We start from the raw sequence: 16,609 nt of genomic DNA, 5'->3' as shown, positions 1-16,609 counted from the left end.
AATCACCCGATGAGCGCTGTAATTGCCTGGCAAAGGCCATCTCTGATCACACTGCTTGCTAGCATTTTCGGTGTACTGGCGCTCACCTTCCTATCGATGCCTGCCTGGCCCTCTGTAAAAGAACCCATCTCCGTTGGCATTGTGGCCGACAACAAACCTTACACGTCCATGGCGGGCCGCACAGCCTCCGGCTTCTCTATCGATATAGTCCGGGAGGTGGCTAGCCAGTCAGGATTGGACATTGAGTTTCGGGCAGGCAGTTGGCCCGAAGTGTTCGGTGCATTCCAGCGCGGCGACATCGACGTTATCGAAGGAATTTCATACAACGACGGCCGCGCCAGAACCATACAGTTTACCGAGCCGTACCACATTCGCCAGATGCATCTGATGCATGACCCAGCCAACCCGCTCAAAGACATTGATTCCCCGGGATCCCTCAATGACTACCGTATTGGCGTTGTGCGTGACGCCTATTTCCGCGATGCACTTGAAACGGCGGGCTTGTCGCTCGTCACCTACGATTCCATTCCCGGCCTGGTCCGGGCACTGGCCTTTGGCTGGGTGGACGGCATCATCGGTCCTGAACTGACCCTGAACTACTACGCTAACGAGGCCGGCTTCCGGTTTTTGGAGATTGCTGGCCCCGCACCGTTGGGAGAATGGTCGAAAGAAGACTTTCGACTTGGCGTTCTGAAATCAAACGATGAGTTGTTTGACGTGGTCAGCAGCGGCCTGGCTGCCATTCCCGATAAGCGCATTGAGGAACTGTTCAAGCGGTGGCAGGAATACGGCGGGACCAGCATTGCTGAATCGTCGGGTTTTACCCTGAGTGATGCCCATCAGCACTACATCAGTGAGGTCGGCCCGGTACGGGTGGGCTTTATGAGTGACTATGCGCCCTTCAGCTTTCACGACGCAGACGCGTTGCAAGGACTGTCCGTTGACGTGCTGAACCGGATATCGGATCTGACCGGCCTGCAAATCGTACCGGTGCCCGGGCAATGGTCGGAACTGTACCCCCGGTTTATGGACCGTGACATTGATATCATGGCCAATATCTCGAAAACCGACGAACGCGAAGCGTTCATACGGTTCACCCGGCCCTACCATACCATTCCCAACGTCGCCTTCACTCTGGATAAGAATCTGGCATTCAGCTCACCAGCAGACTTGCAGGGACTGAAGGTCGCTATTGGTTCAGGTATTTACTACGAGGGACCCCTTCGTGAGGCATTGGGCGACAATGTGTTCGCTTTCACCTCCCAGCAGGCCATGTTCCGGGCTCTGGCTGAGGGCTCCGTCGATGTTGCCTTGGCAGCCCTGCCAAACGGAAACTACTGGGTGAGGGAGCTTCGCATTGCCGGAGTGAATATTGCCGGCGAAATGACCCTTGATGGCATGCCGGGAGAAGACCTGCGCTTTGGCGTGCGTCCCGCTCTTGAGCCGCTCGCCTCTATAATGGACGCCGCATTGGAGGCCATCAGCCCAACGGAAATGCGCACTATCGAGAATCGCTGGCTTGGCGCTTCCGCCCGTCGTAACCGGACACCGGCCACCGGCCCGTTAACGTTCTCCGATGCCGAACAGGCCTGGCTGGCCGACCGCAACCGACAACTGACCATCTGCGTAGACCCTGACTGGCTGCCACTGGAGGGCCTCAGCGAAAACGATAAACACCTCGGTATTTCCGCCGACATCTTCGCCCTGTTTGCGAATCGTTCCAACATCACATTCACCCCTCTTCCCGTAGACAGCTGGTCCGAGTCCATAGAGGCAGTCAAAAACCGACACTGCGACATGCTTTCCATGGCCATGGAAACACCGGAGCGGCTTGAATACCTGAATTTCACAAAACCCTATATCCAGATTCCCAGCGTGCTTCTGGGACGTGTGGAAGCCCCCTACATCAATACACTGGACGACATGGGGGACCGACCGGTCGGCGTGGTTAAGGACTACGCTTTTCTGGAACTGCTGAAGACAACCAATCCCGGCCTCAATCTGGTGGAAGTGCCCAGCGAAAAAACCGGACTGCGCATGGTTCAGGAACGGAAGCTGGCGGGGTACCTTGGCACTCTGTCCACCGCCAGCTACAACATGCAGGAGCTGGGTTTGGCAGACCTGAAAGTGCTCGGGCGGATTCCCGCAGACTGGACCCTGGGAGTCGCCACCCGGAATGACCAGCCCGAACTCTTCAACATCATGCAAAAATTGGTGTCCAGCCTGACGGAAGCGGAGCTTAAAACCATTGAACAACAATGGGCAGGACTCAAACTGGAACAGACCGTCGACTACACCCTGGTATTCCAGCTCATCATGGGTGCCGTGGTGCTCTTGGGGTTGCTGTTCTATTGGAACCGCAAACTCGGGCGCCTGAATCATGAACTCGCTGCGGCCAATGACCGCCTTGCGCATCTCAGCGTAACAGACGACCTGACTCAGATCGGCAATCGCAGCTATTTCGACCGTGAGTTCAGCAAGAGCTTCCATTGGTGTCAACGACACGGAGCCGGCTTTGCCGTGGCGATGGTGGACGCGGACCATTTCAAGGAAATCAACGACACCTACGGCCACGACGCGGGCGACCGTTGTCTGGTGGCGCTGGCAGATACCATGCGCTCTCACTTTCGGCGTGACACAGACCGCCTTACCCGGTTCGGCGGTGAGGAGTTTGTGATGTTCACCAGCTTCAGCGACCGTGATGAGCTGGTTTCGCGGCTGGAAGCATTCCGCGAGGGTCTGGCGGGGCTAACCACCTGCTGCGACGACGAACAGATCCGCTTTACTGTAAGCATCGGCCTGGCCACTGGCACACCCGGCAAGGACACGGTGCCGGCAGAATTCCTTCGGCTGGCAGACAAGGCGCTGTATCTCGCCAAGCAAAACGGCCGCAACCGCCTGGAAGCTCTGACCACTGAAGATCAGGCAGCCAGACGGGGCTAGCTGATGCTATCCTTTTGCGACAGGGAAAACGCAAAGGAGACGACACCATGGCTAAGATCTACGAAGACAACTCGCTGTCGATCGGCAATACCCCGCTGGTCAAGCTTAATCGGGTCAACGAAGGGGCCACCATCTGGGCCAAGATTGAAGGGCGCAACCCGGCCTATTCCGTGAAGTGCCGGATCGGTTCCGCCATGATCTGGGATGCGGAAAAGCGTGGCGCTCTCAAACCCGGCATGACGATCGTCGAGCCCACCAGCGGTAACACTGGCATCGCGCTGGCTTTCGTCGCTGCTGCGAGAGGCTACAAGCTGAAACTGACCATGCCGTCATCCATGAGCCTGGAGCGCCGCAAAGTACTGAAGGCCATGGGGGCGGAACTGGTGCTTACGGAGCCGGCGAAGGGCATGAAAGGCGCCATCGCCAAGGCCGAAGAGATCGTTGCTGAAGACCCGGACAACTGCTTCATGCCACAGCAGTTCGAGAACCCGGCCAACCCCCGCATCCACGAGGACACCACCGGGCCCGAAATCTGGAACGATACCGACGGTGCCATCGACATCTTCGTGTCCGGGGTTGGTACCGGCGGCACCCTGACCGGCGTAACCCGTTACATCCGCAATACCAAAGGCAAGGCCATCACCACCGTTGCCGTGGAGCCGGAAGACTCGCCAATCATCACTCAGGCCCGCGGCGGTCAGGACCAAACACCAGCACCCCACAAGATCCAGGGCATTGGCGCCGGCTTCATTCCGGGCAACCTGGACATGGACCTGGTGGACCGGGTGGAAAAAGTCAGCAATCAGGACGCCATGGACATGGCGCACCGGTTGATGCAGGAGGAAGGCATCCTCTGTGGTATTTCCTGTGGTGCAGCGGTTGTGGCTGCGGTCAGAATCGGAAAGCTGCCGGAATTCAAGGGCAAGAATATCGTGGTGGTTCTGCCGGATTCCGCCGAGCGCTACCTGTCATCAGCGCTGTTCGCAGAGCGGTTTGGCGAGCTGGAAAACGTTCAGTAATACGGTAGGTATTGCAGAGAAGCTGATAAAAAGCCCGGGGCCAGAACCGCCCCGGGTTTTTCAGGTACTTACGTTAGAACTGGAAACGCATACCAACACGACCGGTATCGAAGTCCGGCCCGTCATTGGTGACCTGGCCATTGAAGTCGTCTTCGTCGATATCAACGTTGTAGCGGTTGTATTCCGCAAACGCCGTCAACTGTTCGGTGACCCGGAAATCAACACCGGCACCGACAAATGGATTGACCTCATCGTAGGTCTCACTTTCGTCAAACGCGTCTACATCGAACGACGAAGCAAATGCGCCAGCCTTAGCATAAACACCAAAGGTATCTGTCAAAGGCAGCCGCCCGATCAGGCCAAGGGAAGTACCCTTCAACTTGCCATCGACGTCATCGTCGCCAAAGTTGCCGAAATCAATGTACTCGGCTTCCAGGGCGAAGAACTGGTTGAACTGGTAGCCCAGCCCCACGCCGAACAGATCGTTTTCATCATCAAACTCGCCACCATGGGCTTTGTAGCCACCATAACTGCCGCTCAGATATACACCGGAGCTGTCGCGATCGGTGTTGTCCTGGGCTGATACAACCGGGGCGGCCAGCATGGCCGAGGCCAGAACCGTTACATAGGCAAAACCGGATTTATAGCTCATATCGCATCCATCCTTCTGAGTTCGGAAATGATTGATTTCCTGTTGGATTAACCGGTAAAGCGTCATACCGATTACCTGAACTCAGGCTACCTACAAATCGGCGGGATGTGGGTTAAATGCACAATACGGTCTGTTCACCTCATTTTCATGTTAGTTAATGTCAGCCTTGCAACTTTTCGGCGCATTGACGTATTTCACGGATGCTTCAAGACTGGCAGCCGCCAGCGAAACGCTGCGATAGGAGAGACGGGAAATGCCGTGGTGGATGGAGCGAACAGCCTCACTCCAGGGCCGGGCAATCGGCACCCGTTGCAGAATATTGAAGGTTTCATCCGCAATCGACAGATGAATACGCTCCACTTTGAGAGCGCCGTGATTGAGGCCACTGGCTGTTATATCGGCAACGCCAGCCCACCAATTGCGATTATGTTCGCTCATAACAGCCACTCCTTCAGTTGGCTGGCCACATCCGGGTGATGGGCCAGACGGATATGGTCAACGCCGGGGAAGCTGGCGACACCACTGAGTGTCCAGCCCCTCCGCTCATGGCCACGAGCACTGGATTCATGCACCAGCGCATCTCCAAACAGGGCGTTGATCGGATGTTGACGGGATCGCGCCAGCAGGCCACAGACAACGTAATGCCGGGTTCCGGGTAGCAGAGGAGGTTCGCCCTCATTCCCATGAACAACCTCCCCGCGGGACAGATTGCGAATACCCTCACTGCGCAGATCGATCACCTCACCCACCACGCGCAGGTAATCCCGTGGTGCCCGGTTCATCAGGTCGGCTGTGGCCTTCGCGCCTTTTGCCAGCCAGGAACCATCGTGTGGCGAACCGATGTAGACACAGTCGGTGAGTTTCTCAACCCAGCGGTGAGCTAGATACTGACCATGATGGCAGGCACTGCGAATCAGCAACCCGCCCATACTGTGGCCCATCAGAATAATTCGCTCAACTGGCACCGGCCAACGGCGGATCAGGGTTTCCAGAAGCTCGGCAAGGTCTTCGCCATTGCGATAAATCGGTCGGCCGGTGTTGTAGCGAAGGGTAAGCGGTGTGATGGAGCGCCCTTCGTCAGCCAGCAGGGACCCGTAGTGAGACTCAGCTTGCCCCGGAAGGTCCCAAACCGTCTCCAGTTCCATCAAACCATGTATGGACAGGCACAGTGTCGAACCGGGCGACTCCACTGCGGGTGCCGATAAGTCAATGGGCGAGCGCCCGTGGAAGAACTCCATGGGCACCGCCAAAGGGTTGTTTCGCGCCTCAAGCCAGTCCCCAAGGAACCCGCTGAGGATGGCCGAGGCGTGTCTTTGCCACACCGGACTGGTGTCTGTATCCATGCACAACCGCTACCGTTTGATGAGTTATCACCAGTCTACTCCGATAACGGCATTAACGATTGGCTGAATTTTCACCAGTTTACGGCGTCGAGGCAACTGACCTTCAATGGCCCCGGCCGGCAAGCCCCATGCAGTTGGCGTAGAAAGTGGTGGTGGCCGGCCAGTCCGAGAAGATACCAATCACCCCAACCTCCCGGGCCAGCACGTCAATCACATTGAACACGTCGCCGTCGTTATTGATGGCGTCGGTGATGGTCTGGTGATACCAACCCCCGCCATTGGCCAACGGACCACTACGCTCGACCGTCCAGGCGATCATATCCAGCCCCGCTGCCTTGGCGTTTTCAGCGTAGTCCGACGGCACGATCTGCTGGTGGCCATCCAGGGTCAACATTTTCCACAATGCGGGGGCCAGGATATTCACGCCTTGCGCAGACAGGCTTTCCATCCACGCCAGGGAGGAATTCTCCGGTGTCAGCGGCTCCTGATCCAGAAACACAGCCTGTCGTCCAAACCGCGGCGTTTCATTGACCCAGAACAGTACATCATCCAGCAGGAACGACTGCGGCCAGACATCCCTCGGGTTCACGCCGGCTTCAACGTAATCCTGAATCATCTGGCGGGCGTAATCTTCCTGGCTGTAGTCGCCCTCATAGGGCATCTCAACCACCGGCGTTTTCAGTTCCGGCGTGAACTTCACACCCAGTCGTTTAAAGAGTTCGATGCTCTCTTTATGGGTCAACAGGGTGCCGCGACTGCTGTAAAGCTCCGTGCGCCAGTCTGCCGTGCCTTCCAGGTACTCCTCCGGCGTGGTTGCCATGGGGTTGAAGGCGTCCATCTTGCCTTCCAGTGACTTGAACTCCTCCAGCGTGATATCGCTGGTGCGGCATTCTGCCTGCGCCTCAGTGCCACTTGCCGGGTCCGCCGGGACAAACGGCTGCGTACACTTGGCGTTCAGTTCCGGAATCGTCACGATGTTGGTGGTGGTATGGAGATCATTCTGTGCGTGACGGCAAACCAGCTCCCGATCCTTGGTAAAGGCAACATCGCACTCCAGGATGCCAGCACCCATCTGGGCAGCCGCAACATAGGATTCAAGCGTGTGTTCCGGGAACTGCAACGGCGCACCCCGATGGCCGATGGAGAAATCCGTAGGACGGATTTTGTCGGCGCGGCAGGACTGGAGCCGGTCTTTCAGGCGCCCCTCATCCATGTCTTCCACCAGCCAGAACGGGCGCGGCCCCAGATGGACTTCGCGTTTACCCCGGTGATGCCTGTCCTTCAGATCCGGCCACTTGTCGTGCCATTTTTCAAGGCCTGGCGGAGTCCAACGATCCTCCTTGCCATGCCAATCCGGTGCCGCATGGGCGGCAGAGAATAGAGGCATCAGTAATGCCATAACCAGTAACGTGCGTAACTTCATAACAAGCTCCCTGTGCAATGAATGGTACTGCACGGCTATTGTCGGCGCGGGGGGTTACGCTCAGGTGACGATCATGTGACTGGCGCGTCCGTGCCACTTTCCCGTGAGTCCGTTTTGTCTTTGTCTCGGGCCTGCTCGGCCTCAGCTTCCTTCATCAGGACCATGCCGCCCTGCAACAGCAGTGACTTCAGGCGAGGATCACCCTGCTCCACCACACCAAGAGTAAATGCCGCAAACACCGCTTCCAGTGGATTGTTGCGGACAAGGTCTCTGATGGCATCGATTGGTGACGTGGAAGGCTGGTCATCACCCTCACCGGCGGCACTGGCGGTTTTCTTGGACGTAGCCGGACGTGTCATTCGATAGAAAAACAACGCCAGCAACAACAGGCAGGACATGCCCGTCACCGCCATGGCGCCGGCCTCCCCCATCACGGGCGATAAAGCCAGCATGGCGGCATTGACGAGCATGTAAAAACCGGTAATCAACAGGGCGACCAGCAACACAAAGGCCAGCATAAAACCTATGATGGCCGCGACTGCCTTGCGCAAGACGCCCTGTAACCAGGCGGAATCGGGCATGATCAGCGGTCCAGCAACCGGCCAACCAACAAGCCTGCGAGGAACATGAGCACAACACTCAGGAACGGCCGCTCCTCGATTTTGTGCTCAACATCGTGCACCGCTTTACTGCTCGCATCCCGGGCACGGTTGAAGGCCTCATCACCGCGTTGCCGGACCTGATCAAAGGCCTCACGGCTTTCCCGGCGAATTTCATCACGAAGGCTGCTGATATTGCTCTTTTGCCCATCAGCAACGGCTTTGGTGAGCTTGGAGAGATCTTCGCGAAGTTGCTGCAAATCTTGCCTGACCTGCTCGTACTCGTTCTGACTGGATTTCGCTTCCATTTGTTGCCTCCTTATCAGTATGTCGTACTGCTATTTCGGCTTTCGGTAACGATTCACATTGTCCACTGACTACCGGCATCAGGGTTGCCCTGACAGAGCTGGCATTCAGCAACCATGGAAAGATATAGAACGACCACGGTTAAAACCACTGTAGCACAAGGTATGGGGCGGTAGATGAAGACCTCGTAATTGAGCGCCCCAGGATCACGGCGCCTCGGGTTCGTCATTGCGAATCCGCAGAAAACTGGCAAATCTGGGAAGGCCTGTCGACGTGAAGCCGTAATATTTATAGGTAATGGTAGCCCCAACCGGCGGCGGATCTTCCCGTTGCTCATCACTGAATCCGGTACCAATGTGGAACTGGCGGCCATCATTCCGCCTTACTAGAACTGATCCAAGCATGCCTTCGTATTTTCCGCTGCCGGCAAGATGCGCTACCACGACCGCCTCGGCATCATCGTAACGCTTCACCTTCAACAGATCATCTGAACGGCCAGTTGAATGAAGGCTGCCGCCGCGACGCAGCATCAAACCCTCGCCGCCCTCGGACACCACCTTGTCCAGCGCCGACATCAAACGCTCATGATCCGTGGCCTTACGTTGCACGACCATGGCCAGGAATGGCGACGGTGATGGCTGCACCAACGCTTCCATAGCCGCAACACGTTCAGCAAAGGGCTGATCGAGCGCCGGAAGGTCAAACACCATAAACCGGATCTGGCGCCAACTGGGATCGACCGGTTCCAGCCGGCGCACCGCGCCGGACAGCTCCGCAAACCGGCCTCGCCCCATCCAGAGTTCGCCGTCCATGGGCACATCGGGAAAGCCCTCAGTAAACCAGTCAGGCGCCCGATACTCGTTGCCACCCCGGGACCAGAACCGCTCACCGTCCCAATAGGCCCGTACACCGTCCAGTTTCTCGCTTACCCAATAATCATCGAGGGCAACGCCTTCGTCGTAGACACCGGCCAGCGCCAGTTCCGGTGGTTCTGCATAGGCGTTGAACGCGGTAAAGAGGGCGAAAGCAAACCAAAACGGAATCAGGCGCCGCATTCACTCTGTACCTTCGCACGAAACTCCTGGCGGATACGCTCATTCTCCTCATCGTCGACAAACACCCGCTCGCCCTCCTTGTTCAGCCGGTACATACGTGAAACGCTCTTAAGATGCTTCAACCGTGCCCGTAAGGACTCACAAAGAGCCTCATGCTTAGCCGCTTTCGCCTCCTGCTTGGCTTTCGCTTCATTGCGCTCAGCCCGCTCCTGTTCGGTTTGCTCGAGGAATTCATTCATCCGCTCCTTGCGCGCGCGGGCATCGGCATCCGAAGACGGTGCGGGGGCTTTTAGCTCTACTTCATCAGAGGCTGCATTCACCGGCGGTCGGTCCCCGAAGTGGGTCTGGCCGTTTTCATCGACCCAGCGGTAGGTACCGGCCTGGGTGATGGGGGTAATTAGGAGGCAGAGGAGGAGTAGGAGTCCTTTCTTCATTTTTTAATCTCCGTATACGGGACTATAGTTACAACTTACAAGCAGGAAGACCGGCAGGCCGCTCATCTTGGTTGCGATCCGCATAAGCCGAAGTCAGCTTGTGCAAATAGCGGAGAATCAGTAGTAGTTAATCTTCCCAAATATTGCTTCAATCTCTTTCGGCCATTTGTATTTTGAGGGTGTATACTTCGACCATACTATGGTCGGCATAAAGAAGAAAAATAATACATGCCCGAAAATACGACGACCCATTTGGCCAGCCACGTGCTGATTATAGGAGTCATAATTTGCTCCGTAGAGATTCTCCTCATCCTCTTCAACAACCCCCTCGTCGTAATACCTGACAATGAAATTCCATTTCCGATACATATCCTCTTCCTTAAACCCAGAAAAGATCTTCTTGCGCTGTAGGGGCATCTTGGGGGGCTTCCCGCAAAAGTAATGCTTTTCCCGCATGAACAGGTGGGCGTAGTACTGCCGCTCCCACACTACCCCAGAGCCCAGATACTGCCAGTTGTAGGAAAAGGTCACTTCCAGCTCGTCCCAGGGAATCCGGTAGAAGGTGCCGCGGTGTCCTATGTAGACGAACCCCTCCTTCCGGTCGATCCGGACCGGCAGCGTGTACGGAAAGAAGATTTCGAACAGGTAGACGGCCACCCAGACAGGACCAAAAGCGATCAATACTCCAAGCAACGCCTTTGAGTAGAACAAGCTAACAATCCAACCCAACGCCAGAACAATTATCATGAACATACTTACGATGACTGGCATGGCCCTTCGAAGAGACAAGAAGGCCGTCCTAATGTCCATGAGCCGCTCACTAATGAAAGCAACGCCTTGATCCATTCCTTCCGAGGAATCGGACACCCCCGCCACCTTACGGGCCGGCGGACTGGCAAGCCGCGCACCATGGGTGCGGTACAGCTTCTTTTCCAGTTGTTGCTCCAGGTCCGTTTCCGGAAAATCACACTTCAAAGGCGAGTCTTTCATCGACACCCAATTCCTCCACATCGTTTCCGTCCAGAATAAAACGGAGCCCGTTTTCACCCGTCACTTTCCGTCCATCCTTCTCGTACTCGATCAACAGTTCAAGCTGTTCCCACCCGTCGTGGTTGTAGTGGGTAAACCCGTACATCAGCCCTTGGGGAGAGGGGTCTATCGTCCTCCTGCGATCAAACAGGTCGGTGATATCGCTCGAATCGTCGTCAGAAAACCAGTTCCTGTTCGCCTCGAACAGCTTGATGGAAACCGCGCAAGTCCCCTCAACAAAACCCGGGAAATACACTGCGAAACTCGTAAATTCCGACAGGACCTTATGTTCGCCCTGCCGGGATATAGCCCAATTCTTGGGCATGTACTCGGTTATCCGCACTATGGGCGAGAACAACATGTAGTAGAACGCATCCAGTTCCGCTTCAAAATATTCCCGGATTTCTCCGCCCTCGTCCGTAGAAGCGATGGTCCTGCTTGACTCCAGCAGTTCCGCGCTTGATGGCCGGGACTGATCATCCCAGTAACGCAACGTCGGCGCGTTGCCCCAGAATGACAATGACAAGAAATCCTCAATCCTGGACCGGGCGATGTATAGCTGAACCATGCTGATGACGAAGGAGACTGCGATCAGAACCGCGCCCACCACTAGCACAACGGCCACGCCTGCCCCGGTAAACGCACCCGCCACAGCCAGCGAAGCCAGAGAAGTGATACCGATGCTCAGCCCAATCTGGACCCCGGACAGAGCCACCATTGCGTGATGGCCTGTGTCCAAGGCCTTGAGACCCCGCCTTCCTTCCAGACCTATCGACAGTAAAACACCGACATAGGGAAGGGTCTTTGTGGTGATTGTCACGAAGCCCTTAGCAGCAACAGACAAAATCTTCACATCCTTTAAGATACTTAGAGCCACCGACACCCTCGCCCCAGCGGCCGACAAGTTTGCCCCGAGGGCTTTCGCGTACTCCTCCTTGATCAGCAACCCGCTGAGGTTAACCACACCTTCGCCGATGCTCCACAGGCCAGATACAAAATACCCCCACCGGTCGATGACGGATCGGTCGCCCAGCATTACATCCTGCTGGGTCTTATCCAGGCCGGAGAACAGGCTTGCCACATTAATCGCGTGGAAGAAGGTCACGGCTCCAATGAACTTGCCCCGGTTCTGTTTAATGCTTTCAACCACCGGGTCCAATCGGGTATGAAGCCAGCCAAAGGGGTTGTCCTTGAAATCCGGGGTCAGGTGGAACACGTCGATCATGGTGCCACGCAGGTAATTCCTGATCCTGGCATCCGCCATGCCGGCAGCCAGCGGCGTCATTGTCAGTTCAGACAGGTTATGGCCAGCAGCTTCCAGTGATTTGCGGTGGACCGCCGTGAGCAGGTCCGTCGCGGTATTCAGGGTGATTCCCTGTCGATGAACATCTATGCCATAGCGTTTCTGGACGGCCTTGGTCCATTTTTTCCACTGCGGCCAAGTCTGAGGGTCTTTCGCCCAGGTTCCCATCTTTGCGGCGGGGGCGGCAAATTCCAGCATCAGAACATCAGTGGCAGTGCTCACTCGCACATGTGCCGGCATGTCGAAGATACTGTCGACGATCTTCAGGCGACCATAATCAAAACCGGGAAGGTCTTTCAGTTTCTGGGCAATACCGTTGGTGGCAGATGCCAGGAACAGCACGGTACTGAGCATGTTTCCGACCGTACCGGCTTCGCCTTCGTCTGCAGCCAACCACTCTTCGGCGTCTTCCTTACCCTTTTCGGCACTGACATAGCCATCCAGTATATCTGCCAGTTCCTGCTCAACCGCTTCGAACCCTTCCGCACAGTAGCAGTCGTTGAACTCCAGTTTCCGGGCCAAATGGTCGGAGTCAACCCATCTCTTCCAGTCATCGAATACACGACCACGTGCTTGGTCGTATTCCTCAATTCTCTTATGGTAACCCTCTACGAACGCATCCTTGTCAGCGGAACGAATGCGTTCTTTCAGTTCTTCTGCATTCTCATCCCGCTCTTCTTCCGTTTCCTTCTTGCTGGCCTCACGGGCGATGAGCGCATCCACCATCTGGGAGGTGGAGTAGGCATATGCATTCTCCTCCGCGTAATTCGTAATCAGATTTACATGAAGCGCATGCAGTTGGCCCAGCTCGGAGGTGATACCGATTTCATCGTTAAGGGCAACGCAGTACGAAAACTCAGTTTCTTTCTTGCACTGCCCCTGCAAATCCGACTCGCTGATTCCTTGGGCGAAATCCGTCAGGCTCCACTCGAAATCCATTGGTTCTGGCCGAAAATCTTCAACCACTCCGTTTATGGCTTCGGTTTCACTGATATTTGCACCTTCACGCTTTTCCGGAAGCCCGCTCAAGTCAAACGGCTGCATATGCTCGTCGCGGACCTGTGCATCTGTTCGTACAAGTTCCTGCAAACGCACAGTCCATCGATGCTGCACGAATTTCAGGAGCACCTTTCCTCCAGCCGGGTGATGTATAGCGGGCAAAGCACGTTCAGCATCGACATCTGGAAGCAGTACAGAGTTCACACCGGGCTGTACTTCGGTTATCAGGCCCTGCTCATTGACCCGGTACTCATGTAGCGTTCCGAAAACTTCGGAGAACATGTAGACCCAACCGGGTGTCAGTTTTCGAACACAGTAATGAGTGGTTCCAAGCGCCACGGAAGGTGGGCGGAAGTTGGGGGGCAAAGTAACCTCTTCCTGACTGATCGCCCAGCGCACCGGATACAATGCAACGGTTTTGAGCTTGAGAGGGCACATCTGTGCCGCTGAGTCGATGTCATCAGCACCCTGTAAAAACGCTGAGCTGTTAGCACTACCCATGGACCAGTCCCTCCGTAGACTTTTTCTCGGCGAATTCTGCAATTCGCGCTATGGCTTTGCCTGGTACTGCGGAATTCTCTTTCCACAGAGTCTGTACTTCACTGCCTTCGAATGCATGGTGCCCAAGCCAGCCGATTGTGTTGATATACAGGGCGATACCGCGGGTACTGTACAATCCCCGCGCTTTTGCTCCGTCGACTAGCGCAGAGACTGCCCCCCAATCCTGCCCATCTGCATTCGTTTTCTGAAGCAAATGGGGAAAGTAGTTTGCAACGTGAAGCTCGAGCTTCCTGAGGGCCGTCTCTTCCGCTGCTCTCTCCATCGCAACCTGGTGTTCCTCACGAATGCTGAACATCTCAGCCTGTTGCTCACTATTGGGTTGGTCATTGTGAAAGAACTCCCACTCACCCGTGCGACGATCCTGAATGGCGAACAGGCTACAAGGCCCCATCAATCGCCTCACATCTTCACCTGATGAATCCAGCTTCAACAGATGCCGCGCGATTTCAGGATCATAGAATCGGAACACAACGTCATCCCCCGTCACCAACCTGGCCATAAGCAATCCACGCAAATGGTCCATGACCCCTTCAAAATTGCAGTCAGACTGCATTGCGATCGCTACACCCTGAGACTTCCACTCTTCGAAACATCTAAGTGCCAGAGAGCTGTCTATTCCCGTTTCAACCAGCCATGGTGAAATTTCCAAAAGGTCAGCAAGCTCAGTTTCCCTGTAGAGCGCATCGCAATGAGGTGTTTCTAGTTCACGATAAATAATCTGGGACAAATCATTCACTTTTGCACCGTCGACAAGAATGAACGTTCTGCCCTTATCGGGAAATTCAGCCAGCTTACCCATCAGACCGCCCCTTGCGATTCTGGCGAGCAAACCTGGCAGATACCCTTACCCTGGTTCGCGGCATTTTTGATGGCGCGTATCTGGTCGGGCTTGGCCATCGGTCTTTGGGGTGTCTCCAGCAGTTCTTCAGCCGCAACAGCCCCACCATTCTTCTCCACCAACCCCGGCATTTCCGGCACCTGAACCTTCTGCCCACTGCCCTTACCCGGCGATCCACCGGCATTCAGCTTGATGGCGGCGCCGCCCATGGCGACACCGCTGGGATCGATCTTTACGAAACTGCCGCCGGCCTTGAGGGTGATTTCCGCACCCGCTTCGATGACGGCTTTCTGGCCGGCCTTGATGTGCAGTTCGGTACCGGAGTCGCTGAGCCAGGCGGTGCCGGCTTTCAGGTGCAGGGTGCCGGTGACGTTGAAGCTGTGGTCCTTGCCGGTTTGTTCCCGTTTCTCACCGTCCACGGTGGCGTGGTCATTGCCCTTGATGTGGGCCTTGCGATGGCGGTCCACGGTCAGGTGGCTGTCATTTTTGATGACTTCGGTGCGGTTGTTTTCCGTCAGCAGGTCCAGGTCTTTCTGGGCGTGGACGTAGATCTGTTCCTTGTCCGCTTCATCCTCGAATCGCAGTTCGTTGCTGCCCTCACCCTTGTGGGTCTGGGTCTTGAGAGTGGTTCTGGTCTTGTGCTCCGGCAGCGCGTACGGCGGGGTGTTGGTGGCGTGGTAGGTTCTTCCGGTAATGATCGGCTGGTCCGGGTCGCCGTCCAGGAAGCTGACGATGACTTCGTTGCCGATTCTCGGCAGCGCCATGAAGCCATACTGGCCACCGGCCCAGCCTTGGCTGACTCTGAGCCAGGCGCTGCTGTGTTCGTCGTTTTTACTGTAACGGTCCCACGGGAATCGGACTTTGACGCGTCCGTGTTCGTCGCAGTGGATCTCTTCGCCTTTGGGGCCGGTGACAATGGCAACCTGGGGGCCGTCCATCAACGGGCGATGCTCGACCTGGGGCCGCCAGGTGCGGTCCACGGGGATGGCGTTGAAGGCGTTGTGGTAGGTGGTGGCGCCGTTGTTGCCATCCTCTTCCAGGGCCTGGGGTTGTTCTCCGGTGTGGGTGATGCTGGTGAACAGCCATTCCCGGTTCAGGCGTGGGTTGTCGTGGTCGGTGAGTTCGACTTTGGCACCTACGGTGAAGTCGGGGCGGTTGCTCTGGCCATCGGCGATGGCGGCGTCGTTCCTGAGGGCATCGAGACGGCTTTCGGTAAAGGGCTGGCCACTGGCGTCCTGCTTGAAGCGGCCGGGGTAGTCGTAGTGCTGGTAGTCTTCCCGCTGGCCGTCCAGTTTGTCGGCCTGATGTTCGTGCATCAGGGCGTAGGCGGGATTCTTGAAGGTGTAGTCCTTCATGGCCACGGAGGCGGCTTTCACCCGTTCCCGGTAGCGGAACTGGAAGACGGTACTCTGGCGGGTGCTGCCGCCAGCCTTGGCGTTGTATTCCACCGGCTCGAGCCGGGGGGCGTCGCCGTGGTGGTCGGCGATGATGAGGGCAGGTTGGTCGTTGCCTTCCACATCGCCGTGGTAATAACGGTAGTGCCAGCCTTCTTCGGCGGCCAAGCGCTCGACAAAGGCCAGGTCGCTTTCCCGGTGCTGGACGCAGTATTCCCGTTCTTCGGGGGTGCGTTTCAAATCAAACACGGTATCGATAAGGCCCCGCTCTTCCAGCAGGGTGCGCACGATGGCGTCGGTGGCCTGGGTCTGGAAGATGCGGCTGTTGTGCATCAGGTCGAGGCGCCACAGGGGTGGCTGAACGATGACGTCGTAACGGGTGCGGCGGTGGCCGGAGTCGCCCCGGACGAATTCGTTGACCACGCCGGTAAAGCGCCGCAGCGGTACACCGTCCTGCCACATCACCAGTTCCACGGGCTGTTCCAGCACGTCTTCGGGGGCGATGTCGGGGGAGGTACTGGCCAGTTCCAGCTTGCAGTAGCAAAGCCTGGAAAGGTACTCGGTCAGCTCGAAACGGGCGACCACGAACAGGTCTTTGGGGAGTTGGCCAAGGGTGGCCGTGAACTGCAGTCCGGTTGCCTGGGGCATGTCTTCGATCCTTGAAGCAGTAAAATCCTGAACCGCCAATACGGAAAACGTCCTGTTTCCGTA

The 16,609-nt window shown here is 56.5% G+C and carries 14 protein-coding genes; 2 read left to right on the top strand and 12 right to left on the bottom strand.

Features of this window, described 5'->3' with window-relative positions; genetic code table 11:
• Positions 1-9 precede the first annotated feature (9 nt).
• Positions 10-2,943 carry a transporter substrate-binding domain-containing protein gene (locus SIC19_RS11740; RefSeq protein ID WP_083637207.1) on the top strand — a complete coding sequence of 978 codons (2,934 nt, stop codon included), beginning with the start codon at positions 10-12 and terminating at the stop codon, positions 2,941-2,943.
• A gap of 47 nt (positions 2,944-2,990) precedes the next feature.
• A complete protein-coding gene (gene cysK / locus SIC19_RS11735; protein ID WP_075195618.1) occupies positions 2,991-3,962 on the top strand; it encodes a cysteine synthase A in 972 nt (323 codons plus the stop codon).
• Positions 3,963-4,035: 73 nt separating this feature from the next.
• On the opposite strand, the gene SIC19_RS11730 is transcribed toward cysK, so the two are convergent.
• The 12 genes from SIC19_RS11730 to SIC19_RS11675 all read right to left on the bottom strand — a co-directional run bounded on the left by SIC19_RS11730 (position 4,036) and on the right by SIC19_RS11675 (position 16,546).
• Positions 4,036-4,614, bottom strand: coding sequence for a porin family protein (locus tag SIC19_RS11730; protein ID WP_036211188.1), 579 nt, complete (start codon positions 4,612-4,614; stop codon positions 4,036-4,038).
• Between the two features lie 150 nt (positions 4,615-4,764).
• Positions 4,765-5,052, bottom strand: a complete 288-nt coding sequence (locus SIC19_RS11725) for a hypothetical protein (RefSeq protein ID WP_075195617.1) — start codon at positions 5,050-5,052, stop codon at positions 4,765-4,767.
• Positions 5,049-5,957 carry an esterase/lipase family protein gene (locus SIC19_RS11720; RefSeq protein WP_075195616.1) on the bottom strand — a complete coding sequence of 303 codons (909 nt, stop codon included), beginning with the start codon at positions 5,955-5,957 and terminating at the stop codon, positions 5,049-5,051. The genes SIC19_RS11725 and SIC19_RS11720 overlap by 4 nt, the downstream gene beginning before the upstream one ends.
• 103 nt (positions 5,958-6,060) lie before the next feature.
• On the bottom strand, positions 6,061-7,380 hold the full coding sequence (locus SIC19_RS11715) for a glycerophosphodiester phosphodiesterase family protein (RefSeq protein WP_075195615.1): 1,320 nt from the start codon (positions 7,378-7,380) through the stop codon (positions 6,061-6,063).
• 71 nt (positions 7,381-7,451) lie between these two features.
• The gene (locus tag SIC19_RS11710) at positions 7,452-7,961 is read right to left on the bottom strand and encodes a hypothetical protein (RefSeq protein ID WP_075195614.1); all 510 of its coding nucleotides are present in this window, start codon (positions 7,959-7,961) and stop codon (positions 7,452-7,454) included.
• A 2-nt stretch (positions 7,962-7,963) separates the two neighbouring features.
• On the bottom strand, positions 7,964-8,287 hold the full coding sequence (locus SIC19_RS11705) for a DUF883 family protein (RefSeq protein WP_036211199.1): 324 nt from the start codon (positions 8,285-8,287) through the stop codon (positions 7,964-7,966).
• A gap of 204 nt (positions 8,288-8,491) precedes the next feature.
• Positions 8,492-9,340, bottom strand: coding sequence for a DNA ligase (locus SIC19_RS11700; protein WP_075195613.1), 849 nt, complete (start codon positions 9,338-9,340; stop codon positions 8,492-8,494).
• Positions 9,328-9,774, bottom strand: a complete 447-nt coding sequence (locus tag SIC19_RS11695; protein ID WP_075195612.1) for a DUF4124 domain-containing protein — start codon at positions 9,772-9,774, stop codon at positions 9,328-9,330. Before SIC19_RS11695 ends, SIC19_RS11700 begins: the two co-directional genes overlap by 13 nt.
• Before the next feature lie 117 nt (positions 9,775-9,891).
• Positions 9,892-10,764 carry a hypothetical protein gene (locus tag SIC19_RS11690; protein WP_075195611.1) on the bottom strand — a complete coding sequence of 291 codons (873 nt, stop codon included), beginning with the start codon at positions 10,762-10,764 and terminating at the stop codon, positions 9,892-9,894.
• A complete protein-coding gene (locus tag SIC19_RS11685; protein WP_075195610.1) occupies positions 10,739-13,606 on the bottom strand; it encodes a toxin VasX in 2,868 nt (955 codons plus the stop codon). The genes SIC19_RS11690 and SIC19_RS11685 overlap by 26 nt, the downstream gene beginning before the upstream one ends.
• The gene (locus SIC19_RS11680; RefSeq protein WP_075195609.1) at positions 13,599-14,465 is read right to left on the bottom strand and encodes a DUF4123 domain-containing protein; all 867 of its coding nucleotides are present in this window, start codon (positions 14,463-14,465) and stop codon (positions 13,599-13,601) included. The genes SIC19_RS11685 and SIC19_RS11680 overlap by 8 nt, the downstream gene beginning before the upstream one ends.
• Positions 14,465-16,546: a type VI secretion system Vgr family protein gene (locus SIC19_RS11675; RefSeq protein WP_151983041.1), complete on the bottom strand. Its 2,082-nt coding sequence runs from the start codon at positions 16,544-16,546 to the stop codon at positions 14,465-14,467. Before SIC19_RS11675 ends, SIC19_RS11680 begins: the two co-directional genes overlap by 1 nt.
• Positions 16,547-16,609: the final 63 nt, after the last annotated feature.

Source organism: Marinobacter sp. MIT930201, from assembly GCF_047122665.1.
GTDB classification, from domain to species: domain Bacteria; phylum Pseudomonadota; class Gammaproteobacteria; order Pseudomonadales; family Oleiphilaceae; genus Marinobacter; species Marinobacter salarius.
This window is presented reverse-complemented; position numbering and strand designations above follow the sequence as displayed.